Origin of the sequence: Chthoniobacter flavus Ellin428 (assembly GCF_000173075.1) — a bacterium.
Lineage (GTDB): Bacteria > Verrucomicrobiota > Verrucomicrobiia > Chthoniobacterales > Chthoniobacteraceae > Chthoniobacter > Chthoniobacter flavus.
In genome coordinates this window covers 200,916-223,829 of the sequence record NZ_ABVL01000007.1, presented here as the reverse complement: position 1 = coordinate 223,829, position 22,914 = coordinate 200,916, and the positions used below count along the sequence as shown (strand labels likewise).

Here is a 22,914-nt window from a genome sequence, read left to right as displayed (position 1 = left end):
CGACTGCGCGCTCCCCACTGGCCCGCGAGCGCTCCGCTCAGAATGACACGCGAAGGGAGACGGAATAATTTCACCGCCTCCGAACGGCCGGCCGTTTCCGGAACGACTCTACCGGTCGACCGCTTGTCCGAAATAGGCGAGCTGGTCGCTGGAGAGAAAGTCCTTCAGCGAGTCGGACTGGACGATGTAGAGGCTTTCGGTCGTCAGCTGTGGGTAGGAAAGCTCGCCGTCGATCAATCGGAAATCCTGCGTCTCCTGGAGAGGAGTAGGAAAGGAATGCTTCAGGATCACCCAATCGACTTCCTCCATCTTCAGCGGCTGCTGCAGATTCCCGCTCGCGATGTCGACTTCGCTCCAATTGAAGTCGGCCATCCGCAGACGCGCCGTGGTGACCCAGGATCGGCACGACCACGATCTTGCTTTTCATTTTCCGCTGCTGCAGCCACTTGATGAATCCGAGATACGCTCCGCTGAGCCGGTTCGCGGCATTGAGGACCACGGTCGCTTCGAGGGCGACTTTTCCCTTCTTCTCCTCCCGCAATTCGTAACCCTCCGAACAAACCCGCTTGCAGGTCGGCGGAGCATCCGAGGGATCGCTCAGCAACTCGCAGCGATGGAGCTTTCGCAATTCGCGAAACTGCAGCCCGATGTGCTTCAGAAACACCCACGCGGCCTGGTCCGCCGCCCGATGGCATTCCAAAACGTAGAAGGCATTGCCCTGGTCGGTGGTTTGAAAGCACACCATGTCGGCCGCCTGCGTTTCGCCAAACCGCACGCCGACCTCTTCGTCCATCACAAAGAGGCCGGGAATGTTATCGTAGATTTCCTGCAGGATGCGCTTTTTAAGAAAGCTGCCTTGCACGCTCAAGGCCTCCTGAACCGCGTCTGGATCCATCGCGAATATTCAGTTCGTCGGTTTACTCGCTGGGCGGAGCTTCTTCCATCGGCATGGGCACATCATCGCGCCGCAAGCCGATGATATTCCCAAGCGGTCCGAGGGATTCGGGCATGAGGTCTTCCATGAGCGCCATGAAGTCCTTGTCCACGAGACGTTGGGCACGACGCAAGAGCAGCGGCACCGGATGTCCCGGTTCGGTCACCCGGTAGTATTCGCAAATCTGGTCGATGATCCGGACCACATCGTCGCGGGACTGGATCTCGCCGCTGAAGGCGCCGCCACCGCCCCGCCGCTGTCCCGCCGCCGGCGCACCCGAGGCGTCCGATCCCTGGACCTCCGAGAGCAACGAATCCAAATCCGCCGACTCGTCTCTCGGCAGGTAGGGAGCGAGCGTCGACTGAACTTCGTCGAGGACGTAGTTCAGTTCGTCGAAGTTTACGGCATTCCCCGCGCCCACATATTCCATGAGCGCGTTATCGATGTCGGCCAGCGTGCTCTTGCAGGCGAGCGTCGCGGAGCTCACGGCGACCAGATCATCGACATTGGTATCGCGAAAAGCGGCCTCCACCTGGGCTTGCGTGGGCGGGGTCGACGACGATCCGGGGGGCAGTCCGACCTGGGTGATATCGGCGAGGCTGTAGCGGCCCATCTGCACCGAGTTGGTCAACGGCGCGACGCGGATGCGTTCGATGAAGCGCATGGGATCGCCGAAGGTGGCGAGCGGCTTGGCCAGACCGGCGACGATATTGACCCGCTCGGTGGGGTCGTTGTTGTCATCGGGATCGAGTCGTGGATAGACGCCGTCCCATTGCTCGCGGAGCAGGCGCTGCAGGAGCGTGAGCCCGTCGCGCAGACCGGCCAGGCCCTCGAGCTTCAGCAGGGCGAGAGTAAGGAGGACCGCGAGGCGCAGGTCCTTGGAGCGCGCGAAAAGTTCGGCGCTCTTGTCCCGCACGACCCGCCAATCGGGTTCTTCGGCAGCGACCGCCCACTCGGGATTCTCCGAGCCGGAGAATTGTTGCGCTTCCTTGCCTTTGGCCAGGGTTTCGAGCTCGTTGAAGCCCGCATCGTAGGAAAGATCCTCGCCGCACGGCGCATCGGCCGAGACGGGTTGGAGCAGAGGTTCGATATCCATATTGATTCGTGATCTTGCTAACGGTGAGGCTGTGGAAAAGTCCGGCCCTTGTCGAACCTCAATCGCTGGCTTGACGTAATCGACAGAAGATTGCCAAATCGTGGCATGGCCCTCGTCCAATTCGAGCCCCAGTACAAGCGGTTGCTGGCCCGGTTCAAACAGAAACCGAATGTGGATACGTCGAAATGTTTTTTGGCGATGGACCAGATCGCCAAGCGCCTGGCCGCCAAGGATATCAAGCCCAACGACCATGACGCGCTCGTCAACAAGCTCAAGGACGCGTTCAAAAAGCTGAAGCTCGCGCTCCAGGAAGAGCTGAAGGAGCGCGATGCAGAGCATGCCAAGGAGCTCAAGACGCCGCCGGAAGGCTTCGACGAACAGTCAGCGACGCGCACGTGGCAGAATATCAAGCGGGAGCTTCTCCTCTTGCAGCGGAAGGCAGAACATTTTGCCGCAACCGGGGGCACTCCGCCTCCGCCACCCAAGCTTACGGGTCTGCATTTCGGCGCGGATTACAAGAAGGTGATCGTGGAATTCGAAGGCACGCTGAGCCCTACTGTGCTGGCGGCGCTCGCGAAATTGGATGCGAATAGCGATGCGGAAAAGGCGATGGAGTTGCTTCCGCATGCCCGTGAATTGGTGAAGAAGCAAATCACTTCGGTGGCGGCGGAGATCAACAAGAGCCGCGATCCCAAGGAGAAGATGCGCTGGACCAACCTGTGCAAAGGGTTGTCAAAATTTGAAACGACTCTGGATCACTTTGAGAACTACCTTTTCCTGATCAATCGGATGAAAGGGTGAGGCGCCTGGGCAGCGCTTCCGAATTTCGAAACGGCGAGCCATCGCGCTTGCGTGACAGGTCGCTCGGCTACGTCGCGCGGGCGCGTGCCTAAGAGCGGCGGCGGCCTTTGGGTGGCGGGGCTGCGGGTGGGGCTTCTTCCTCGGGCGGAGCTTCCTCGGCCGGAGCTTCCTCGGCGGTGGGTTGCTCTTCGCTAGTGTAAGCTTCACCTTCCGCAGGCACTTCCTCGGTATATCCTTCTTCGGCCGGTGGCTCTTCGACGGGAGCTTCCGCGTCCGCCGGAGGTTCCTCGGCGGGAGCTTCGTCGGAAGAAGTCGTTTCGTCACTTTCGCTGCTCGCAGCGACCATGGAAAAAGAAGATCCCTCGAGCGGAGGTCCGCCGCCGTCCTCGTCGGCGGGTAACTCTTCTTCGGCCGCTTCCTCCGGATTCGCGTCGGTATTCTCCGCAGCTACTTCACCAGAGGTCTCCTCCCAATTCGTTTCGGCCGCTGGGGCATCGGAAATGTCTTCCGCAGGCGCGGCCTCTTCGAGCGCAGTTTCCGCGGCGGGTTCTTCCGTCGCCGCAGGCTCTTCGGCCACCGGTTCTTCCACCGCCGGCGCTTCTTCCGCGGAAAGTTCTTCGGCTACGGCAGCAACACCAGCCGCAGTCGCGGCAACACCCAACGATTCCGCGAGCGGCGGATCCTCAGGCGCGGGTTCTTCTTGCGGCATGGCCGCTTGCGCTTCACGCAGCAGATTGCCCGCGAGATACCAGGCCTGGTCGAGAGTATCCGAAGCGGCGTCAAACTTCTTTTGCGTGGCCAGTTCCTGACAGGCCGCCATCCGCTTGGCGAGTTGCTGCTCGTTGTCGCACGGGCGCGCGCGTTCCAGGCGCGGCGTGAAGAGCCTTAGTTTCGAAGCATAGTCTTTCTCCGCGGCAATCTGGCTTTGGCGGGCCGAGGCTTGCGCCGTCTCCAGAAAATCGGAAAGCCAATCGTCTTCGTCCTTGGTCATGAGCAGCAGGCGTCCTTCACTTGAGTTCCCGTTGGATGGTTTGCAGGGCGTGGGTGTAAATCTTGTCCACGCTCACCGGATGAAATGGATTATCGCGGATCATGGCCGCCAGGCGGTCGGACCGCAGATAGTAACTCGCCAATTGAACGGTCTTGCGCGCGTTCTCTTTCAAGGCCGCAGTCTCGCCACCGAGATCTTCCGCATCGGCCAGTGCTTCCAGCGCCGCCCCGGCATCCGGGATGCGGCGGATGATCCGCTCGAGTGCCGCCCCGACCTGAGCCGCGCGCGGGTCCTTCGTCTTCGAGACGAGCGCTTTCATCTTATCGACAGCGGCATGCGCCTCCGTCCTGGCCGCCAGCCAGGCGCTGCGGCTGGCGAAATAGGAACCTTCAATAATGGGACTATCGTCGGTGGAAGATGGTAAACTCATCTTGGACCGCAAGTTCTTAGCATAAGACTGGTTAACATAATCTCCGAGACTGAGATAGTATAAAGATGCGTGGGGTTATCAGTGCCCCATCATCCGGGCAAACCAACTGCGCCCGCCTCCCCCTTTTCCTTCCGTGGCGGTCTTGATCGCTTCGGCGGCGTCCAGCTCTTCCGTGGGCTCCTGCGTGTTCGCGGAGTAGGTCATGGCCAGGGCCGGTGGTTTGGCGCGCAGGCAGAAAAACTGCGTCGGCATCGGCTCACGGGCCAGCACATCGATCCAGGAAGCGCCCACCGGGGCGATCCAAAGCAGCGGCATTTCCGGGGAAACCAGGGAGCCGCTGACGCGCGCCCAAAAGCGGAGGGTGCCCGACAGGTCGGCTGGATCCGCCCCCACACGGCAACCCGGCGCGAGGTTTCCGCGCAAATCGCGGGTAAACTTCGACACCGCGGTCCGATTCAGATGGAGAACCGTGGGGCCCTCCTCCGCCATTGCCTCGGTGCTGTGATTCGCCTGACTGGCAATGATCTCCCGCACTTTCTCCGCCGAACGCGCCAGACGAACACCCGCGGCGATCTTTTCGAGCCGCGCCAGCATCGAGCCGACCACGGCATCGGGCTGCACGTTGACCCCTTGATACAGCGCGATCATCGGGAAATGGGCGCGTTTCTTTCCATCGCGCGAAGCCCACATCCGCCCGGCCAGGCATTGCCGCCCGCGCATCCACAAAAAGGCGTGATCGAAATCCGGCAGGCGCGCGTCTTCGGCCAGGCGCGCCCAGGCGCCGGAGCTGATCTGCGAACCAATGCCCCGCACGTAGAGGAGCTGCTTCGCCACGGCCATGCTCATCGTCGGCAACGGCAAATCTTCGATATGGTCATCCCAACCGGGATGCTTGCCGAAGATTCCGAAGTACTCTCCGTCTTCGACCCCATCCCGCAGGAAAGTCTTCGCGAACTCGCTCATCGTGGGGGAAGGCCGATCTGCTCGCGCGTGGGCCACGCGTCGAACTCGGGGAAAGGTTTGTCGAAGCGAATCTCGACCCAAATCAACTTGCCCGCTTCAGGCGAAAGCGCGACGCGCCACCGCGTTCCGTCACCGATGCGCGTGCCCTGATGCTCGAACAACAATTCGAGTGAGGTCCACGGGCTCGGCGCCGGCATATCCACGGCGATGTGCGTGTCGGTTACCGCGCGGTGGAAGTGGAAATGGAACGGTTCGTAGAGCGTGAAGCGGCCGAGTTCGGTTTCGCCGGCGCCATCGGTGGCACCAATCCCGGCGTGCCGTACTTCACGACCGACCCGTGCTCGATCGTGCCGGCGCGCAACTGCATCGCCTTGAAGGTGGCGATGCCCGTCCGCTGGCCCGAGAGCTCAAACTGCTGTTGTTTTCCCAGCAGCACGATGCGGCAAAGACGAATGCTCTTTTCCGGAGTCAGGAGCGCCTCGGCGATTGGGTTCAGCGGAGCCAGTTTGTTCGAGAAATCAACGAGGGCTTGCTTGCTGGGAGATTGCACCGACTTCAAGATCGGCGAACGCAAGCCTTCCTGGATGCGATCCAGCAAAGTTCCCGCCGCCACGGTCTCATCGGCCGTGAGGGTCGGCGCGCCGCTCAACGGCGGCCCCACGAGTGGGAACACCGCGAGCTTCGAGAGCTTCGCCCGCGCCTGGGTGAGGAACGCTTTGCAGAACTCGTCGCCATGGGTGATCTCCGCTCGATGCAGGCAGTAGTTGCAGATGGCGACGACCTTGTCGCGCTCCTTGCCATTGTAGGCCTGCACCGCCGTGCGAATCTCGTTGATGTGCGCGAAGATATCCGCCAGCGGCTTCCACCCTTGCGTGATCAGATCGAGGCTGCTCGCGTAGGTCATCGGCGGCGAAGCGTGGATGCTCTGCTGATAGACATTCCACCGCGCCTTGTAGCTCGGCATGTTCTTCCCGGAATCCGTGAGGTTCACGTCGTCGAGGAGTTTCAGTTCGGCCACCTCGGCGTCGGAATAGCCGCCCTGGAATTTCGCGGCCATGGCCTCAAGCGGGTCTTTCAGACGATCGCGAATCTCGCCGAAAATGGGGCGGTCTGCGGTCTTGGTTTTCGAAGCCGTCGCCTCGTTGAGCAACTCCTTCGCTTTGCCTGCTTTCCCCGAGAGCGAAGGCTCCGATTTTCCTGTGTCACCCTGCGCCGCGGCGCCCAGCAGATCGTCGACCTCCGTCTGGATTCCTTTCGCGACCACATACTTCGAGCGCCCTTCCTTGAGCAGCTTTTCATAGGCGGCGGCGAGCGAAAGTTGCCCATCCGGGAACAGTCCGATCTCGCGCGCATGCGCAATCTGCAGATCGACGTTTTGCAAACTCGACTCGAGCGTGGAAAACGATCCGAGCACCCCGGCGTCGGTTTGTTCCGTCGGACCGATACCGCGCGACGCGTCATACAAGAAGTCCTCCGCGCGCATGAATTTTTTCAACTCCGTGACCAGCGCGTCGAGGACCGGGAACGAGTCGGAACCGCTCTTCAGCGAGCGTTGGGCATCCGACAAAAAGCGCGCGAGACCGTGATCGATGGCGACATTTTCCGCGAGGGAGCTCCCACCGCTCGACCAATCCGGCGGCCAGGCATGCGGCGCCGCGCCTTCCTCGGAGTAGAGCATCTTCATCGTGTTCACGAGTTCGTCACCCGGCTCCTGATTGGAAACATAGTGAACGAGAGGCTTGAGGAAATTCTCCGCGTTCGCCGCGGGATCGGGCCGATTGGAGTGCAAACGGGCCACCCCAGCTTCCAGGCGGACCAGCGCGAGCAACGCATCGGCTTCTTGTAGCTCCTCCTCGGGAGTCAGTTTCATCTGGACCGTCGTCTCGCTCATCTTCTTGCGCGCGGCGTCGAGCAGCGGCTTGACGATGCTGTCTTCAAAAACGATGCGCGCGGCGCGCTTGCGGTCACGGTCGATCTCCACTCCGAAGCTGGCCAGAGGGCGGAACACCATGCCGACCCGAATCGGCTGCAGGCTGAGTTCCTGCAGGCGGGCGTGGAATTCGGCGAGCGAGAGCTTGGGCTCCTTGAAGAGCATCTGCGTTTCACGCTTTTCGCCCTGACCGACTGGCTCAGCGCCTTCAAACTTCCATGGTCCCAAGGGCTGCGCCGTGACCACCGGTTTCCAGACGTTGCCGTTCCAGCCTTCGCTGGCGCGCGCCCAGAATCCGCTCTGCCGTCCGACGCTGCTCCGCAGCGTGTGGTAGCTCATGATGGAAAAGCCGAGGAGGAGCAGCGCGGCCAACGCGCCGGCGCCGAAGAGAGCAAGCCTCCGCTTGAGCAGGAGCTGCTTCGTGTTGCTCGCGCGGGTGACCAGGCGGCTTTCATGGAAGCTTTTCTCGGTGAAGAGATCGTGCAGGAAGTACGACCGCTCGCGCTCCCAACCGCGGCCCTCGGGCAACTGATCGACATCGATCTGCAGCGCCGAAGCCAACTCCTGGTCAAGCGCGGAACCTTCGCGCATGGAGGACGTGAAATAAATGCCGCGCAGGAAGAGCGGCTTCACCGTCCACTCACCCTCGGTGAAGATCGTCAGCAGATATTGCTGCAGATTCGGCGCGATGAGATGAATGCTATGCGGCAGCGCATAAAGGCGGTCGATCTCGTCCACACGCCGATCGCCCTGCCGGGCAATCGGGTCGACCAACAGACCAAAGCGCCGGCGGCGCAAGCGTTCCACCACGGTATAGACGTACTCTTCCACCAGCTTCACGCAGAAGGGGCGATCGAGCGGTTCCGGATTGGACCAGCCGAGCATTTGCTGCGCGGCGGTGGGGTCGTTCAGTTCGTCGAAGAAATCGCGGAAGCCATTCAGCAAGTCGGCCTTCGTCACAGCGACGTAGCAGGGAAAGCGGATATCGAGGACCTTCTGAATGCCCTCGAGCTGCTGCGCGATGCGGCCCGCCTTGCGCTTGATCTCGACCGGGCCATCTTTGATCAGACTCTCCGCGGGAATAGCGAGGGAACAAGCCGTTGATCGGGCAATCCGGCCGATGCTTTTTCAAGAGCGCGAGAAACTCCTGCCATTCACTGGTGGTGCCCGGGGGCACTTCTTCGAAGAGCAAACGACCCGCGGTGTCGAGGATCACGGCCTGATCCGTGAACCACCAGTTCATGTTGATCGTGCCGCCGACGCCCTGGAATTCATCCTGCATGCCCGGCGGGAAGCCGACACCGGAATTGGCGGATGACCTCGGTCTTGCCCGCGCCGGGTTCACCGACGATGACGTACCACGGCACGCTTGTAGAGATCCTTGCCGGTGGAGCGATAGCGCTCGAGGCCTTGCTCGAAATTCTTGCGCAGGTCAGCGAGGCGCGCGCGGCGGCCCGGATCGTTGACCGCGTCGGGGGTGCTTTCCGAATTTCCCTGCAGTTCGCCGCCAAACTCGGACGCCTTTTTGTCGCGACGCTTGGCGATCATGTACTGCACCAGCGCCACCACGCCGACCACCGCAGCGAGGCCGAGCGCCACGATCAGCCCGGCCACCGGGCTGACGTACTCAGACACGCCGAGGACCGACGCAAACAGCATGATGGTGAAGATCCAACGAGTCCAGGCAGGCAAACCGCGCATTTCCTGGAGGAAGAAAAAGAGGACGTTCATGACAGCGCTAAACTATTTCCCTGACCAAAGATCGTGTTGCAGGATCTCGCGCAACGCCTCCGCGAGCCCGTGTGATGCCGTTTGGAAGAGGAGGAAATTGACGGCGAGCACCACGAGACACAGCCCGACAAAAGAGATGCCGATCGTGAGCACTTTTAATCCGGGCCGTTCAATGAGATCGCGGCCATCGGTGCATTGGTAAGCTTCGGGACAAATGCGGGCCCGCTGGTCCGGATCGAACACCCGGCTGATGCGCAGCGAAACCTCGTGCATCTTCTTGCGCAGATACTCCGGCTGACCGGCGTACCATCCCTGGAAGCCAAGACCCAGGCAGGCGTAGTAAACTTCGAGACGTTCATCCGCTTCGCTCCCCTTTTCGGCGAGGGTTTCATCGAGCAGATCGAAGAACTTTTCATCACCCGCCAGCTCGTTTCGCTCGTAGGCGAGGCGGTGCTTGTTCCATTGCGGAGCGAGGGTGAGTTTGCTCTCCGAGAGCATGGAATCGACGAAGAAGATGAGCGTCATCTCCATCTTCTTGTATTGGGTAGCCAGCCGCGGATCCGGCTCTGCTTGCGCCTTCATGCCTTCCAGCATGTCCACCATGACGGGGCGCAGCGCATCGAGGCCCATATTTTCGCCACCAGGATTTCGTGCAATGCGGTTAAGCATGCAGATGTACTGGAAGAGAGGCTCAGTGAGTTCCAGGAGGGTCATTAAAGCACGATAAGTTTAAATTTTCGGAGGCCGCTCAGCCCGCGTTCTCGCCCGGCGGAACCGTCATATAAAGCGCGATGTCATAATCGGCTTCGTGGTCCATCCAGCGCACCACAGCGGCGCGCTCGGTGATGATCTGCTGCCAGGCGCGGGCGCTTTCGTTGCGGAGCAGGCGGAAATAGTAGAGACCGGTCTGTGAGGGCAATTCCAGCGGGGCGAAACGCTCTTCCTTCAAGAGCACACCGCGGATTGCCCGATTCGCGAGGCTTCGCGGCATGAGCTTGAAACGATCCGCATCCTCGACCAGCGAGGCCAGTTGGACCGGGTCTTCGGCCGTCTTGATGCCGAGGAAGTATTCGTTGGGACCCATGATGTGCTGGTCCTCGAGAACAGCGGCAAGCATGCCTTCGTGTTCGACAAAGGGCAGCTTGATGAAACTCGGCGCGACCGCACCGCGGAGATAAGAGCGGATCTTCGCGGAAAGATCGGCAAAGACGAGATACGGGTTGTCGTGGACATAGGCCGCGACTTCGAATTCGTCCCGATCCGGATGCAACGCCGTCAACTCGCCGAGCAGTTCGCGCAATTCAAGATAGATGGCGAAGGGCGTGACGCTGGGCGCTTCCGCGAGGGCGGGAAGCTTGCCGGCGAAGCGGTTCAGCGTGCGCAGGCGCATGACCTGCTCGAAGAGCAAGCCGCGCAGGTTTTCCAGGCTGAAGCCGCCGCGCGTGAGTTGCACCACCAGTTCCTGTCGGCTGGCGACCACCTGGCTCCCCAAATCGCGGACCAGTTCGAGCAGGACAGGCGATCCGCGCAGCAACAGGCACGGGCCGATAAATTCCGGATCCTGCCGGGGGGTGCCCACGTTTTCCCCCACGCCGCGCACGATGCGCAGCAGCGGGATCACTTCCATGTCCGACCGGTCTTCGGTCTCCAGCATGAGCCGCGCATTGATGCGCCGCATGAGCATCGGCTTGGGATTTTCCCCCGTGTTCTCGTCGGCATGCTCGACCTCAGCGAGACGGTAAAGGAGTTTCGCCCGCGAATCCCCACCGTTGTCCATGGGCAGGCTATTCGCCCGGCCGGCGAACCACAACGGCACGCCGAGATAGACCGTAAAATTGCCTCCGCTGCTGGCGAAGGCCTGCCGGACATCCAGCGAGGGCAATTCCGCCTCATGCGGAAAGCGCACTTGCACGCCACTGGGCATGACGACGTGCAACCGGTCAAACCGGAGGCGCATGCTTTCGAGTTCATCGACCGACAGGCGCGCCTCGACGATGCCGTAAGGATACGGGAACTGAAGACGGCGCTCCGTGCCAAAAAGGTCGTTGGCACCCTTTTGCAACTGCTGAAGGTGATGCGGCTGGAGGAAAAGGCCTTCGTGCCAGTGGATTTGCAGGGACATTTAGGAGAGGCGGGGGAGAAAAGTGATCGACGCGGATCGGGCTGGGGACATTAAGGACAGAGCGTAAAAGGAATGTCGACTCGGCAATGAATGGCGCGCATTCATCACGCGACCCCTCCCTGTCGCCCTTTTCCGAGGATCAATTCTTCCGCCTGCGTGGCCAGCACTTCGGCGATCTCTTTCTCGATCATCGGCCCATTGATGTCGTTGAAGACCTCGAGGTACTTGCGCCAGCATTTCTGCTCAGGACCGACAAAGAAGCCCGATTCGGCATCGGCCTTTTCCTTGATTGCCCCGGGCGAGATCCGCGTCAGGAACTGCCTGGCAAAGGCTTCTCCCGTCGAGCCCATGCCGGCGAGCAGGCCGGCAATGAGTTGCCGGGTCTTGTCCACCACCTGCGAAATCTGCGCGGTGGAAACTTCGTCGTCTCCCGCCAGATACGGGCCGGCAATCCGCCGAAAATCGCTCTCCGCTCCGCCATCGCGGCGCACGATGGACTTCGGCGCGATCTGCTTCCAGACGTTCCAGGCAAGCTGGTCCAGCGTGACGGAAAACTCGATCAACACCGCGATGAGTCGCAGCACGCGGACTTGCGACAGGGCTTGATCCGGGTCCAATCCCAGTTTTCTCTGTAATTCCTCTGGAATCGGTTCCGACGCGGCGGCAGATGCGGGAGCCGCCCCGGCAGCCGGGCGCGAGGCGACAAGACCGGCGCCTTCCAGTTGCTCGGCCATGGCGCGTCTTTGCGCGATGGTGAGATACGGCGCCGCCTCGACCAGGCGGTTGACCAATTCTTCCGGCGATAACTCCAGGGTCGGCTTCACTTTGGGGGCGGGCGCCCCTTCCCACGAGGGAAAACGGCCGGCGAGGGCCTGCAGATACGATCGGCGCTTGCTCGGAGATACCGTTTTGAGGGCCCGCGCAATCTCATCCGAGATATATTGCTGGCGGGTTACGGGGTCATCCTCGGCAAAACTTGCCTGGACCAGTTTTAATTGCGCTCCCAGCCCACTGGCCCATTCCGCATCCTCGCTCATCGCCAGGCGCTCTGGTGCCGGTTTGGAACGCGCAGGATCATCAGTTACGGCGGCGCTCATGTTAGAGACAGTAATAAAAAAGGCACACGCAGGAGTGTCGAGTAGATTCGCTTCTTTGCATGATGATGCCTCGGCAGGCATAAATCAGAGAAACGAATCTGCATCATTCGTGCGTTCCGCACTTTACGCTTTGGCCGGGACTGTACTAAGTTCGCCCAGAAATGAACGCGGTTGTCTCTAACGCCACCTCCCTCGCCATCCAGCAGGGTTATCGAGTGATTGCGTTGGAACCGGATGCTTCCAGTGCGTTACGCCTCGGGTTGATCGTCAAAGATCTGCCCGATCCAGTGGGTGGGTTACTCATCTCTCTGGGCGAAACCTCGGATGCCTCCGTGTATCTCGGCTGTGTCACCGATGCCGCGGGCCACGTACGCGAATGGCTCGAAGTATGGGTGCAAAATCTCGAAAACCTGGAGAAGCGCTTCCCCTCACATGTACCTCTTTTTTGCAATGAGGTGCTCGATCAACAATGGACCAAACGGGCCGAACGCTGGCAGGCGACGGCGCCGGATAACTTCATCGCCGCGGGTTGGGAGACTCTCCATCCCCTCCCGCTCTTCCTGGGCCTGACCCTCGAATCCACCAGTCATCCCGTCGATGCGGAAACGGGGGAACGCTGGCGACTGGCCACGGACGATGCCACGCTCACAGCGGCCGGTTTGCCCCCCTATCGCACCACCCTCTTCCGCTATCTTACCTCCGGGGGCGAAAATCCCCGTTTCATCCCGATCACCCAAGGCGCTCCGGAAAACGAGCGCACGGTGAATCTCAAGACCGCGCTGGGAAATATCATTCCGATCAATCCCGGCGGCGGCTTGATGATGGTGCGTTCTCTCGCCCTCCTGGAGTTGGCCGATTGGTTTTCCATCCTCTCCGGCGGAACGTGGCGCGGGATCGAGCATGGGAAAAAGCCCTTCAAGCCCGAAGGAGTGTATCGCACCCTGCAAAACCAGGAAGCGATGCGCCAGGGCGCAGGACACTTCCTGCTCGCTTCCCAAGGACGTGCCGGGCGCATGCTGGAGACGTTCCATCTCAAGCTGCAAACCATCTGCGCGGCCTTGGCGCTGGTCCGGGATTGGGTGGCTCGCGAGCAATTGCCCTTTCTCAATCTGCGCAGCGAAAGCTTCCGCGTGCGCCTGGGCGAGACGGATACCCAATTGCCCTTCCTCTGGAATAGCTCCACCACGCTGGCGTTTACTGGCGAAGCGATTGCGCTGCCGGTGGAAACGACTGACGTGCGCTTCTTTGCCTCCCCGGATGTCGGCGGCACTTCGATCTACCGCCCGGTGGCGAGCGCCGCAGTGCGCGGCACCGGGACGCTGCGGGTGCGCGAAGTCGTCATGGGCCAAAACGAGACGTGTGTTCTCGAAGGCACGCTGACCACCCAGGAACGCGTGACCATCGCGGCCAACGACCTGCTCTGCCTGCACGTCGCCTTGCCTTCAGGCCGGGTCAATCTCTACGGACGCTGGGATGCCTCCGAAGCGCTCTCTTCCAATGAGCTGCGCTTTCGCACCTTCCCGGGCGTGCTGTCGCCCACAGTGCTCACCTCCCTCCGGGAAACGGGCGTGGCGATTCCTCACGTAATGTTCGAAACCCTGCCGGTGCTGAGCACACCCTGCGACTTGCACGCCTTGGGCGTGATCGCGGCGGAAGCGCTGCTGGCCAGCGGCGGTGGTCTCACCCTGCCCAAGGCCCTGGACGAGATATTTTCCCTCGCCGCCAAAGTGATGGAGAAAAGCGCCGACGTCTCGCAACTCCCCGCGACGATTCGGTCGATCCTGCAGGAAGATCCGCGCTGGCAGGCCAACCTCGGCCCGCATCGCCTGTTGCAGGACGCCCTTTCACCCGAGGATGCCGAGATCCTTTTCCCCGCCGATCTTTGGTGGACCACCATCGCGATCATCATGCGGTGTTTCCCCGGTCTGCTGCCGGGCAGCTACTGCCACGATCTCGGTGACGCACCGGCCCTCGCGCTGGAAAAAGTTTTCGACAAGCCGATCGCCCACTTCGAGAACCTGTTGCTGCGCTCGCGCAGCTTGATTTTGATCGACTGGAACATGAACCGCGAAATCCGCTCGGTGGTCGACCAGTTGCTTCGCCACGCCTAATTTATGGTCTCCAACGATCCGAACAAGCAGGCCGGTCTCGCGTTGCTCGCCGAATTGTCCGATAGCGAAATCGCGTGGCTGCGCACCGCCGGCGAAAGGCGCCTCTGTGACGGCGGCACTGTCCTCGTCGAAAGCGGCACCCGCATTGAAACACTGTATCTCGTGCTCAGCGGTGTGCTCAGCGTCTCCGTCGGAGGCGCCCAGGGCCGGGAGATCGCCCGGCTCGGTCCAGGGCAGATCATTGGTGAAATGTCCTTCCTCGAAGACCGGCCGGCTTCGGCCACGGTTCGCGCGCTCGAGGAATCGGAAGTTCTCGCGCTTCCCCGCGCGGTGGTGGAAGCGAAGTTGGAGGAAGACATGGCGTTCTCGGCCCATCTCTATCGAGGTCTGGCCGTGGTCGCCTCGCGCCGCCTGCGCGATGCCGTCGGCCAGATCGAACGCTGGCTCGGCGCCGAACCGGTGGCCGAAGACGCCACGCGCGCCCGCTGGAGCGAGATCGCGCGCCGCACCCAGGAATTCAAATCGCGTCTCGTGGAAGTCAGCAAGCTGCCGCCTGCGGAGTTGGACGCAGTCGATTTGGCGGGGCCGCTGTGCACTTACAGCGCCGCGCTGGACAGCGCCATCGGCCCGGACTCACCAGAAACGGTGGATACCCGGGAAGAATTGGGCGCCCGCGTGCAGCGCGAGCTTCTCCCCTACTTCCTCAAGGCCTGCACACCAGCCCAACTTTTTGAAAAGCCGCGCGGTTATCCCGGGGATTTTCACGCGATGGAGATGATCCACTCGAACAAGCCGGATGGCAAAGCGCCACTCGGACCTTCATTCGACAAGGCATTTCTCGCACTGCCGGCCATGAACGCCTTCCGGGCCAGCCGCCGGCTTTTGCAAAACGAATTGCGCCAGGCCGCGGAGAGCTCCACCGGAGGTCCGGTGCAGATCACCGCCGTGGGCGCGGCGCCAGCCGCCGAGCTGTTCGGCATGGTCGCCGTCAAGGGCACGGGCGTCAACGCGACGCTCATCGAATTCGACCCCGACGCCTTGCACTGGTTGCAAACCAATCGTAGCGGCACGCGCATTCGTTTCGAATTGGAAAGCCTCGTCAATCTGGCCCTCGGCCAGGAACACGTGCAGGTCGAGGGGCAGGATTTCGCCTACACGCTGCTCATCTCCTCTTTTTCCGACCGCTTTGCCGTCGGCCTGTTGAACTACCTGCACGGCCTGCTGAAGCCGGGCGGTCGGGTCTGTGTGGCCAGCCTGCATCCGCGTAATCCCGACAAGACTCTCCTCACTCACGTGCTGGGCTGGAATATTGTGCACCGCGACGAAAACGCCATGAATACGCTCTTTGAACGTTCCGCCTTCCGTCGGGCGGGGGAAAAGTTTACCTTTGACGAGCAAGGCCTCTTCTATCTCGCCACATGTCAGAAAAGCTGAAGCTTCCTTCACGACCTGTAGCCCGCGAACGCCTTTGCCTTTCCGCATCCTCGTCTTAGCCCATCCCGTTCCCCCAACCCTATGAGCTCCGAATCCGATCAACCCGCGCCCACGTTGACTTTTCCTGAACTGGCGGAAGCGCGTCGCAATACCGAGACGATCGCGACCTTTCTGCAGGGTCAGCTCGTGAGCTATTTGGAAACGCTTCGTCCGCTTTTCGAACCGGAGCGACTGTTGGGAAAGCATGCCGGCGGAAAGTCGGTCACGGCTTACGGGGACAAAGCGCTCGCGCAGATTCAGCAGGGCTACCAGGCGCTCGCCGGCAAGCCGTTCGATCTGCCGCGGGAGTTCGACAACTCGTGGCTGACGCACATCGATCCCACGCTCGAGCTTTACCGCTGGGAGTACACGCACGAAGCGACTTCGGGCTCGCAGAAAAAGGCGATCACCATCACGCATCCCGGGCGCTGGGTGGTCGGTTACAAATCGGGCGCGACGCTCGCGCAGGTCGCCCGGGGGTTGGCTTCCCGCACCGATCGTCAGCCCGACTTGATGCGGCAATTCGTCCTCAATGCACTCGTGCTTAATACGCTCGTGGCGCGCAACACCGGCTTGACCACGTTGCTCGGAGCCCTGCGCTTCGACCTGCGCGTCGAGGAACTCCCCGCGTTCGGCAAACTGCCGCTGGTCACCGTCACCGCGCAAATGCCCACCTTCCGCCCGGCGGACGATCTGATCCTCACCGCGGTCAGCTTCTCCGGCGTGCCGGCGTTCATCGAGCTGATCGGTCTGGATACGGTGAAGAATCTCGAGGATCCGCTGAAAGTGCGCATCGAAGCGCTCATCGCTGCCGGGGCTCAGTAAGTTGAGCTAAAAGAGGAGGGCAGTGCTTGGAGATTAAACCGCCCTCCTCGCGGTCATTCTTGGAATGACACGCGGAGGGAAGCGGCTATTTATTTCACAGTTCTCTTAAGGTCAGTCAGCGCCCAAATATTTGGGCGGCGATCCCGTCAATCAATTGATCGCCGAGATTTCGCTCGCGGCCTCCATGATTGCGATGCGTTCGCGCAGCCCGGTGACGTCCTCGTTACATCCCAGGCGCTCGTATTCGCGATTCCCGCCCCGCTTCTCATACTCCTTCCAGAAGCGCAGCGCCTCCGCTTGTTCGATGATCGTTTTGCCCACGTTGCCCGGAAGCTGCGGCAGGATGCGATTCATCTCCTTCTCGCCGCCCATGCGCTGGAACTCGATCTTGGCCATCAGTTCCACCTGGTCCTTCAAAGGAAGCTTGTGGGCCGTGGAATCCATCCCCTGGAGATTGGCGGCGCCGCCCATCCCTTCGTAAGCCTCCATCAGCGGAAGATCGCGGAATTCCGACGGCTTATCCACGCCCAGAGTCTTGGCCTTGGCCAACAGGGCGGCTTGCTGTTTCTTTTTCAAAAAATCGACCTGCTTGTCCAACGCCGGGCTCGGAGCGACCAGGGTCTTCGGGTCGACCGTGGGATCGAGGCGCTGGATCTCGGCCTGCAGCTTCTGGATCGTCGCCTGCACCGCCGGATTCACGGTCTTGTTTTTCAAGATCTTGACGGTCTTTTCCGGATTCATCATCACCCACCGCTGCCAGTTGGTGTAATTGAGCCCGAAGGACAATCCCCAGCCCAGCCCTTCGAAGATGGCTTGGTTTTTATCGAAATCGTCGAGGATCTTGTCGGCCTCGGCGTGGAGCGGGGTGCGGGCCTTCGCGACCTGGATCGCATCGTCGAATCCGCTGTCCATCTGGTTGTCCGCCGAGTCGAAGATTTTCTCCAGGCTGACGACATAGGCGTCCTGGATTTCGGCGAGGGTCAACTCGGTCGAGGCTTTCTTCAAAAACTGAATCGAGCGTTTCATCAGCTTGTAATTTTCGTCGGTCACCCCGGCGGCCATGGTGGCCCCGGGATGCAGCTTCGCCATGGCCGCCTGCTTTTTCTTCAAGGCGGCGATGATTTCATCCGGATCGATCTGTTTGATCTTCTCGACCATCTCTGGGGACAGCTTCTTGTCCGCTCCCGGCATTCTGCTCAGCGCGTGCGCCGGCCGCCCCAGTCGAGCGCGGCGCGCACCCAGGCCATCGCGCGAGGGCATCACCAGGCCGTGGTCGATCGGGGTCAGGCGTTTCCCGCCCTTGCCATCGTCGCCGATCATGAAGTTGCCGTCGTGCCGATCCATGTTCAGTTGGATCAAGTCGAGCACCGCCAGCTTTTGGACTTCTTCGTCCGGAATTAACTTGAGGGCCGCCGGGTCGGCTTTGCGCATCTCGCCGTCGGACTTGGCAAAATGCTGGATGGACCCCGTGCGTGGCCAGGGCTTGCCGGGCTTGCCATTCGTGCCCTTCAGGCTGGCGCCGTTCACGGTGATCAACTCCGTCTCCGGGGTGCCGAAATCCAGACCGGTCATCGCCGAGACTTGGTCGCTGATCGCCTTGCCCATGATTTCGCGCGCTGCGCTGCCGCCTCGCGGGAAGCCGTTGACTCGCGTCTCGGCATCCGAGGGTTTGAAGATGAAAGTCTTCTTCATCTGCTTGTTCCCCGAGTCAGCATCGGCCACCGTCTTCTCCACCCACCACGAACCGATCACGCCGGCATCGGCATTGGGCGCGGCCATCTTGCCGTCTTCCTGCTCGAAGAGAGTCTGCGCATAGAGTTCGGCCGCTTTTTCCTCCTTTTCCTCATCCCACGGCAGCGGCCCGAGCTTTTCGTGTTCGGTGATCATCCGGTATTGCCGGGCCGACTTCAAAGCCGAGTCGCAAAGCGCGAGCTTGCGGAGATTTTCGGGCTTCTTTTTTTCCCGGTCGTTGAAGTCTTTTTCGAAATGCTCCCGGTACTCATCGGCTGCCTTCTCGAGGTCACCGAGCGTCTTGGCGTCGCGGGTGGTCTCGCAGACCTTTTGCGCGGCGAGGAAGCTCTTGAAGTGCTTGCCCGCAACGAGGCTCTTGTCCTTGCTGAGGGCATCGCTCGTTCCCGCCGGGAAAACGTTCTTCTTCATCGCGGTGAAGGTGTCCACGAGCTTGGCGGCGCGCCGCGTTTGTTTCACCCCTTTTTTCTCCGCGAACTCGGCCTTGTTCATGGCGACTTCCAGCTTGCCGGCATCGGCCAGCGCGCCGGCGAAGTCGTTGGCCTTCGCTTTCACCAGCATGCCGTTGTAGATCGGCGTCAAGGTGCCGCCGATGGCGCCTTGCGCCGCCTTCTCGTAGAGCGGCTTCAAGACTTTCAGACGATCGTCGAAAACCTTCTTCGGCGTCGCCGGCAGCGGCGGCAGGTTGGTCGGCCGCGTGGGCGTCTGCCCTGGCCCCGGTTTGGGCGCGGTCACATTCGGCGGCGTGGTTTTCGGGGTTGGCTGGGTACCCCCCTGTGCCTGCGGATTCGGCGCGGTCTGCCCCGGCTGCCCGGTCTGCCCAGTGCCGGGTGGGCGGATCGGCACCTGTCGCTGGCCGATTGGGCTCCGGGTGGGAATCGGTTTTAGACCGGGGCCCTGCGGTGTCGGTCTGATACCGGGGCCCGGGGGCATCGGTCGCGGACCGGTCGTGGGGCCTTGCGCCCCCGGCTGCGTCGGTCGCACCGTCGGCTGCACCCCCGGATTCGGCCCGACGCGATTACCCGGGTTCAGCGCTCCGCGCTGGCGCTGCGGAGTGGGCGGCAGTTTCGGAAGAACCGTTTTGGACAGATCGACCTCCTCGCTGGAAGACTCCTCGCCTTCCGCACCCGGGGGGATATGGAGAACCCGCGTCACTCCCCATCCCTTCAACGCCTTCGAAAGTCCGCCATAAGCCACGTCCCCGCTCGCCACCTCCAGCGTGATCTCGTCATTATCGTTGATCGTCGCCTGGCCCATCGCCAGACCCGTCCCTTGTTTGGTGATCGTCCCCAACAACGTGGAGTCGATCGTTCCGAGAAAAAAGGCCGGCCCGGTGGTCTTGTCCCCAAGCGTGAATTTCTTGAAGTAATGGAATTTCGAACCGGTCGCGGTGAGGTTGCGGGCATCGGCCTGAATCAACTTCTTGTACTCAGCGATGGTGCTGACTTGGGACGGCGTTTTCAGTGGCATAGTTAGTAACTGGGCAGGTGTTTCGCTTCACTCCCCTTCCGTCGGGACGATTGGCCACCACACCGCCGAACCTTCCAATCTACACCGCGCGATTGGGGATGATTTAATGGATGAACACGCAGTCGACCATGGAAGCATGGCCCGGTCAATTTGGAAGTAGCTCGCCGTCGACACCGGGAATAAAAGATTGCCTGCGGGCGTCGTTCTGAGACCCTTTTGAGCGGCGTTATCGATTGGTCGGAACCCCCAATCAGCCCTCAATCTGCTTATGTCGTACGAACTCAAATCCGCACTTAGCAAAGTTGGCCCCACACCCATGAAATTCGGTGTCTACAAAGGCCCCAAAGGTGTCCAGGTCCTCATCACCCCGGCAGCTCCCACCCCACTCCTGATCAAGGATATGATCACCTCGACAGGAAGCGACAAATCGATCCTCAATGGCAAATGCTTCAAGGAGGAGAGCAAGATCATCTTTGCTTCCAAGGCCGGAGAGAATGCGGTCCAGGTCACTGCCGCGATGAAGGCGCATGCCACCGGCATCGCCTACGAACTGCGGCCCCTCGTCGGCGACGATGAGGAGTCCACGGATACCACCCACACGGGGCAGGAGGGACAACCCCAGGGGCAAGTGCACGGGCAGGTGGGCCAGACGGGGCAGCAAAACACCACGACCACGCAGACGACCAACCGGCCAGGCATTGGCCAGCAGGGCGGGACTCAGAATCGCCCTTGGCCGCCCACTCCTCAACCTCGCACCGGTCAACCGATTCCCAATACTCAGGGCCGTACTGGTCAACCGAACCCCAATACTCAAGGGCGCACCGTTCCACCAACTCCCAATCCTCAGGGGCGCACCGTTCCACCAACTCCCAATCCTCAGGGGCGCACCGTTCCACCAACTCCCAATCCTCAGGGGCGCACCGTCCCACCGCCGAATCCCAATCCTCAAGGCCGCACCGTCCCGCCGCCGAATCCTAATCCTCAAGGCCGCACCGTCCCGCCACCGAATCCCAATCCTCAAGGCCGCACCGTCCCGCCCCCGAATCCTAATCCTCAGGGTCGCACCGTCCCCCCACCGAATCCCGGTCAGCAGGGCGGCACTCAGAATCGCCCTTGGCCGCCCACTCCTCAAAATCGCACCGGTCAGCCGATTCCCAATACTCAAGGCCGCACCGTTCCGCCAAACCCCAACACTCAGGGTCGCACTGTTCCGCCGACTCCAAATACTCAGGGTCGCACTGTTCCACCGAACCCAAATCCTCAGGGCCGCGGCGTTCCGCCTAACCCCAATCCTCAAGGCCAGGGAGGCCAGCAAAACGGCGGGCAGCGTCAACCGAAGGACGGCGGGCAGGTGATCAGCCAGCGCGCCAATAGCTCTTTGCAGAAAGCGAACAACACGGCCCGCACGTTGGCCCAAAACGCGTTCTCGCCCCAAAAAGTCCAAACCGCCACCACCCAACTGGCCACCACTCCCGTGACAGTGGACCGCAAGGTGCTGGCCAAGAAAACTTCGCAGTTCAAGAAGCAGGGACTGGACAAACAGTACATCGGCGGCGCGAAGAAACCCGAGGACAAGAAGAAGCGCGAAGCTCAAGTGAAAGCGGAAAGAAAGTCTGCCGCCAATATTGCCAAGGCCATGAAAAAGGCGTCCGGCAAGAAGGTGACGCCCAAGCAACTGGACGCGTTGGAGCTGGCCCTTCAGCAAGGGGTCGACAACTATAACGTGCGTCTTCAAGAGAGCGTCAAGGAGGCCAAGGCAAAACTCCTGCGAGCGACCGACGATCTGGAACTCGAGGCAGATGTCGCGAAAGCGGAAGGAAGGCCGTTCGACAGCTCTCTGCTGGATCAGGCGATCCAGGAGGCGAAGGATCAATTGGAAAACACCGTCAGTGGTCCCGAAGGGACCCGCCTCGCGGAAACGATGGACGCGCAACTGGAAACTCAGTTGCGGAAGAATGCCAAGCTGATCGCGGATCTGACGGCCGCAGTCAAAACCGCGGAGACTGACAAATCGGAAAAGAACCTGAAAGCCGTCCGGGATTTGGCTCGTCAGTATCGGAAACTCTTTTCCGACCACGCCGACGGTTACGATAAACTGCCCGGACGTTCCCGGCCACAGGCGATTGTCGATCAGGAGAAAGCGGCCGAGGAGATTCTCCAGGACGCGGAAGCCAGCCTCTTCGAGAAGGTGCAAACCAGGCTCGGTCCGCCTCCCTGGGATGCGCAAAAGCAGGACGAAGGCAACGAACTGATGGATCGGAGCCGTGAAATTATGGCCAAAGACGTCCTGAAGAATGGCAAAGTGAGCCGGCCGTCGGGCGGCTCTTCGGAGGTCCTCGTGCTCAAAAATGCCCAGGACAAAGTGCAGTTTGCCTTCAAGAGCGCCAAGGGCGAATCGAGCATGATGGGGCTACCGAAGGGAGGCGGCGCGATCCGCGAAGCAGTGACCAGCAAGGTGACCGACGCCATCCTTCAACAGACCGGCTTTGACTTCGGTTTTCCCAAGTCGACGATCGCGACGATCGGTGGTACTACCGGCGCCCTGGTGGAAGGGATCGACGGAAAACTCTTGCCCGCTTCCAATGAACTCGCGCCCGAGGATGTGGCTACGACCGCGGTTTTCCAGGACTCTGTTCCAGGCAAGCAATTGCAGAAGACCATCTTCGCCGGCCTGGCCACGGGCAACTTCCTCGACTTGAAATGGGATAATGTCTTCTTCGAAGGCGACGGCGCTCAGATGAACGCTCGTCCATTCGACGCTGGAGCATCCTTCCTACCGAACGACGCCATCCAGCTACAGTTGTACGGTCTGGGAAGAGGAACGCCGAAGGTTGGTGCGGACCTGCTCACGAATGCCGAAGGCAAACCGACCAAAGGCGCTTCGGAGCCCATGGACGCCGAGCTCGTGGAAGCGATGCTCAAGATCGACACGAACGCGCTGGAAAAAGTGATCGATGATGAAGTCCAACGCCATGCCAACACCGGGCTCGACAAAGCCCTCGATGATGACTCGAAGAAAAACGGCATCAAGTGCCTGGCCGCGCTCCAAACCATTCTCCGCGCCCACCAGCAGGACACGCAGCCGCCCTCGCTGGCGGACATCATGAAGGAAGTCCAGATCGAGATTCTGAAGCTCTTCCCGAAGAAAAAATAAAATCCAGTCCAGGACCGGTTCCAGACTGAGGCGCTAA

Annotated in this window: 19 protein-coding genes; 7 read left to right on the top strand and 12 right to left on the bottom strand. The window is 61.1% G+C overall.

Features of this window, described 5'->3' with window-relative positions; translation table 11 throughout:
* Positions 1 to 108: 108 nt before the first annotated feature.
* Complete coding sequence (locus CFE428DRAFT_RS13875; RefSeq protein WP_006980189.1) at positions 109 to 372, bottom strand: hypothetical protein; 264 nt, start codon at positions 370 to 372, stop codon at positions 109 to 111.
* Between CFE428DRAFT_RS13875 and CFE428DRAFT_RS37320 the strand changes: the two genes are divergently transcribed.
* The gene (locus CFE428DRAFT_RS37320; RefSeq protein ID WP_157447513.1) at positions 359 to 979 is read left to right on the top strand and encodes a hypothetical protein; all 621 of its coding nucleotides are present in this window, start codon (positions 359 to 361) and stop codon (positions 977 to 979) included. The genes CFE428DRAFT_RS13875 and CFE428DRAFT_RS37320 overlap by 14 nt on opposite strands.
* On the opposite strand, the gene tssA is transcribed toward CFE428DRAFT_RS37320, so the two are convergent.
* Positions 918 to 2,030, bottom strand: coding sequence for a type VI secretion system protein TssA (gene tssA, locus CFE428DRAFT_RS13870; protein WP_006980188.1), 1,113 nt, complete (start codon positions 2,028 to 2,030; stop codon positions 918 to 920). The two genes, CFE428DRAFT_RS37320 and tssA, sit on opposite strands and share 62 nt — an antisense overlap.
* Positions 2,031 to 2,135: 105 nt before the next feature.
* Between tssA and CFE428DRAFT_RS37315 the strand changes: the two genes are divergently transcribed.
* Positions 2,136 to 2,831, top strand: coding sequence for a hypothetical protein (locus CFE428DRAFT_RS37315; RefSeq protein WP_006980187.1), 696 nt, complete (start codon positions 2,136 to 2,138; stop codon positions 2,829 to 2,831).
* An 88-nt stretch (positions 2,832 to 2,919) separates the two neighbouring features.
* Here CFE428DRAFT_RS37315 and CFE428DRAFT_RS33615 read toward each other — a convergent pair whose 3' ends face one another.
* The 5 genes from CFE428DRAFT_RS33615 to CFE428DRAFT_RS13840 form a co-directional block, all read right to left on the bottom strand.
* Complete coding sequence (locus CFE428DRAFT_RS33615; RefSeq protein WP_006980186.1) at positions 2,920 to 3,822, bottom strand: hypothetical protein; 903 nt, start codon at positions 3,820 to 3,822, stop codon at positions 2,920 to 2,922.
* 16 nt (positions 3,823 to 3,838) lie between these two features.
* On the bottom strand, positions 3,839 to 4,252 hold the full coding sequence (locus tag CFE428DRAFT_RS13855) for a hypothetical protein (RefSeq protein WP_006980185.1): 414 nt from the start codon (positions 4,250 to 4,252) through the stop codon (positions 3,839 to 3,841).
* A gap of 78 nt (positions 4,253 to 4,330) precedes the next feature.
* Complete coding sequence (locus tag CFE428DRAFT_RS13850; RefSeq protein WP_006980184.1) at positions 4,331 to 5,215, bottom strand: hypothetical protein; 885 nt, start codon at positions 5,213 to 5,215, stop codon at positions 4,331 to 4,333.
* The gene (locus tag CFE428DRAFT_RS13845; RefSeq protein ID WP_157447512.1) at positions 5,212 to 5,418 is read right to left on the bottom strand and encodes a hypothetical protein; all 207 of its coding nucleotides are present in this window, start codon (positions 5,416 to 5,418) and stop codon (positions 5,212 to 5,214) included. Before CFE428DRAFT_RS13845 ends, CFE428DRAFT_RS13850 begins: the two co-directional genes overlap by 4 nt.
* Positions 5,419 to 5,435: 17 nt before the next feature.
* Entirely contained in the window at positions 5,436 to 8,189 is a 2,754-nt protein-coding gene (locus CFE428DRAFT_RS13840) for a type VI secretion system protein (RefSeq protein ID WP_237705495.1), read from the bottom strand.
* Positions 8,190 to 8,205: 16 nt separating this feature from the next.
* Between CFE428DRAFT_RS13840 and CFE428DRAFT_RS13835 the strand changes: the two genes are divergently transcribed.
* A complete protein-coding gene (locus tag CFE428DRAFT_RS13835; protein WP_157447511.1) occupies positions 8,206 to 8,463 on the top strand; it encodes a hypothetical protein in 258 nt (85 codons plus the stop codon).
* Between the two features lie 23 nt (positions 8,464 to 8,486).
* Here the strand turns inward: CFE428DRAFT_RS13835 and CFE428DRAFT_RS13830 are convergent, their stop codons facing one another.
* From CFE428DRAFT_RS13830 to CFE428DRAFT_RS13815, 4 genes are all read right to left on the bottom strand, one after another.
* Positions 8,487 to 8,876 carry a hypothetical protein gene (locus CFE428DRAFT_RS13830; protein ID WP_006980180.1) on the bottom strand — a complete coding sequence of 130 codons (390 nt, stop codon included), beginning with the start codon at positions 8,874 to 8,876 and terminating at the stop codon, positions 8,487 to 8,489.
* A gap of 12 nt (positions 8,877 to 8,888) precedes the next feature.
* Positions 8,889 to 9,590: a DotU family type IV/VI secretion system protein gene (locus CFE428DRAFT_RS13825; protein WP_006980179.1), complete on the bottom strand. Its 702-nt coding sequence runs from the start codon at positions 9,588 to 9,590 to the stop codon at positions 8,889 to 8,891.
* Between the two features lie 34 nt (positions 9,591 to 9,624).
* Positions 9,625 to 10,998: a type VI secretion system baseplate subunit TssK gene (tssK, locus tag CFE428DRAFT_RS13820; RefSeq protein WP_006980178.1), complete on the bottom strand. Its 1,374-nt coding sequence runs from the start codon at positions 10,996 to 10,998 to the stop codon at positions 9,625 to 9,627.
* 104 nt (positions 10,999 to 11,102) lie between these two features.
* Positions 11,103 to 12,095 (bottom strand): hypothetical protein, encoded by a 993-nt coding sequence (locus tag CFE428DRAFT_RS13815; protein ID WP_042724952.1) that lies wholly within the window; start codon positions 12,093 to 12,095, stop codon positions 11,103 to 11,105.
* Between the two features lie 161 nt (positions 12,096 to 12,256).
* Between CFE428DRAFT_RS13815 and CFE428DRAFT_RS13810 the strand changes: the two genes are divergently transcribed.
* The 3 genes from CFE428DRAFT_RS13810 to CFE428DRAFT_RS13800 all read left to right on the top strand — a co-directional run bounded on the left by CFE428DRAFT_RS13810 (position 12,257) and on the right by CFE428DRAFT_RS13800 (position 16,504).
* Positions 12,257 to 14,206 (top strand): hypothetical protein, encoded by a 1,950-nt coding sequence (locus tag CFE428DRAFT_RS13810; protein ID WP_006980176.1) that lies wholly within the window; start codon positions 12,257 to 12,259, stop codon positions 14,204 to 14,206.
* Between the two features lie 3 nt (positions 14,207 to 14,209).
* Entirely contained in the window at positions 14,210 to 15,640 is a 1,431-nt protein-coding gene (locus CFE428DRAFT_RS33610) for a cyclic nucleotide-binding domain-containing protein (RefSeq protein WP_006980175.1), read from the top strand.
* An 81-nt stretch (positions 15,641 to 15,721) separates the two neighbouring features.
* Positions 15,722 to 16,504 (top strand): hypothetical protein, encoded by a 783-nt coding sequence (locus CFE428DRAFT_RS13800; RefSeq protein WP_006980174.1) that lies wholly within the window; start codon positions 15,722 to 15,724, stop codon positions 16,502 to 16,504.
* 150 nt (positions 16,505 to 16,654) lie between these two features.
* On the opposite strand, the gene CFE428DRAFT_RS13795 is transcribed toward CFE428DRAFT_RS13800, so the two are convergent.
* Entirely contained in the window at positions 16,655 to 19,723 is a 3,069-nt protein-coding gene (locus CFE428DRAFT_RS13795; RefSeq protein WP_006980173.1) for a protein kinase family protein, read from the bottom strand.
* 316 nt (positions 19,724 to 20,039) lie between these two features.
* Here CFE428DRAFT_RS13795 and CFE428DRAFT_RS13790 point away from each other — a divergent pair, with 316 nt between their 5' ends.
* Complete coding sequence (locus CFE428DRAFT_RS13790; protein WP_042724951.1) at positions 20,040 to 22,877, top strand: hypothetical protein; 2,838 nt, start codon at positions 20,040 to 20,042, stop codon at positions 22,875 to 22,877.
* The last annotated feature ends 37 nt before the right edge of the window (positions 22,878 to 22,914 follow it).

Excerpts from the sequence above, each read along its gene's own strand:
- CFE428DRAFT_RS13810 (WP_006980176.1), top strand. The coding sequence starts at position 12,257 with ATGAACGCGGTTGTCTCTAACGCCACCTCCCTCGCCATCCAGCAGGGT.
- CFE428DRAFT_RS13825 (WP_006980179.1), bottom strand. The coding sequence starts at position 9,590 with ATGACCCTCCTGGAACTCACTGAGCCTCTCTTCCAGTACATCTGCATG.
- CFE428DRAFT_RS13855 (WP_006980185.1), bottom strand. The coding sequence starts at position 4,252 with ATGAGTTTACCATCTTCCACCGACGATAGTCCCATTATTGAAGGTTCC.
- CFE428DRAFT_RS33610 (WP_006980175.1), top strand. The coding sequence starts at position 14,210 with ATGGTCTCCAACGATCCGAACAAGCAGGCCGGTCTCGCGTTGCTCGCC.
- CFE428DRAFT_RS13875 (WP_006980189.1), bottom strand. The coding sequence starts at position 372 with ATGGCCGACTTCAATTGGAGCGAAGTCGACATCGCGAGCGGGAATCTG.
- CFE428DRAFT_RS13815 (WP_042724952.1), bottom strand. The coding sequence starts at position 12,095 with ATGAGCGCCGCCGTAACTGATGATCCTGCGCGTTCCAAACCGGCACCA.
- CFE428DRAFT_RS33615 (WP_006980186.1), bottom strand. The coding sequence starts at position 3,822 with ATGACCAAGGACGAAGACGATTGGCTTTCCGATTTTCTGGAGACGGCG.
- CFE428DRAFT_RS13830 (WP_006980180.1), bottom strand. The coding sequence starts at position 8,876 with ATGAACGTCCTCTTTTTCTTCCTCCAGGAAATGCGCGGTTTGCCTGCC.
- CFE428DRAFT_RS13795 (WP_006980173.1), bottom strand. The coding sequence starts at position 19,723 with ATGCCACTGAAAACGCCGTCCCAAGTCAGCACCATCGCTGAGTACAAG.
- CFE428DRAFT_RS13850 (WP_006980184.1), bottom strand. The coding sequence starts at position 5,215 with ATGAGCGAGTTCGCGAAGACTTTCCTGCGGGATGGGGTCGAAGACGGA.
- tssK (WP_006980178.1), bottom strand. The coding sequence starts at position 10,998 with ATGTCCCTGCAAATCCACTGGCACGAAGGCCTTTTCCTCCAGCCGCAT.
- CFE428DRAFT_RS37315 (WP_006980187.1), top strand. The coding sequence starts at position 2,136 with ATGGCCCTCGTCCAATTCGAGCCCCAGTACAAGCGGTTGCTGGCCCGG.
- tssA (WP_006980188.1), bottom strand. The coding sequence starts at position 2,030 with ATGGATATCGAACCTCTGCTCCAACCCGTCTCGGCCGATGCGCCGTGC.
- CFE428DRAFT_RS13790 (WP_042724951.1), top strand. The coding sequence starts at position 20,040 with ATGAAATTCGGTGTCTACAAAGGCCCCAAAGGTGTCCAGGTCCTCATC.
- CFE428DRAFT_RS13800 (WP_006980174.1), top strand. The coding sequence starts at position 15,722 with ATGAGCTCCGAATCCGATCAACCCGCGCCCACGTTGACTTTTCCTGAA.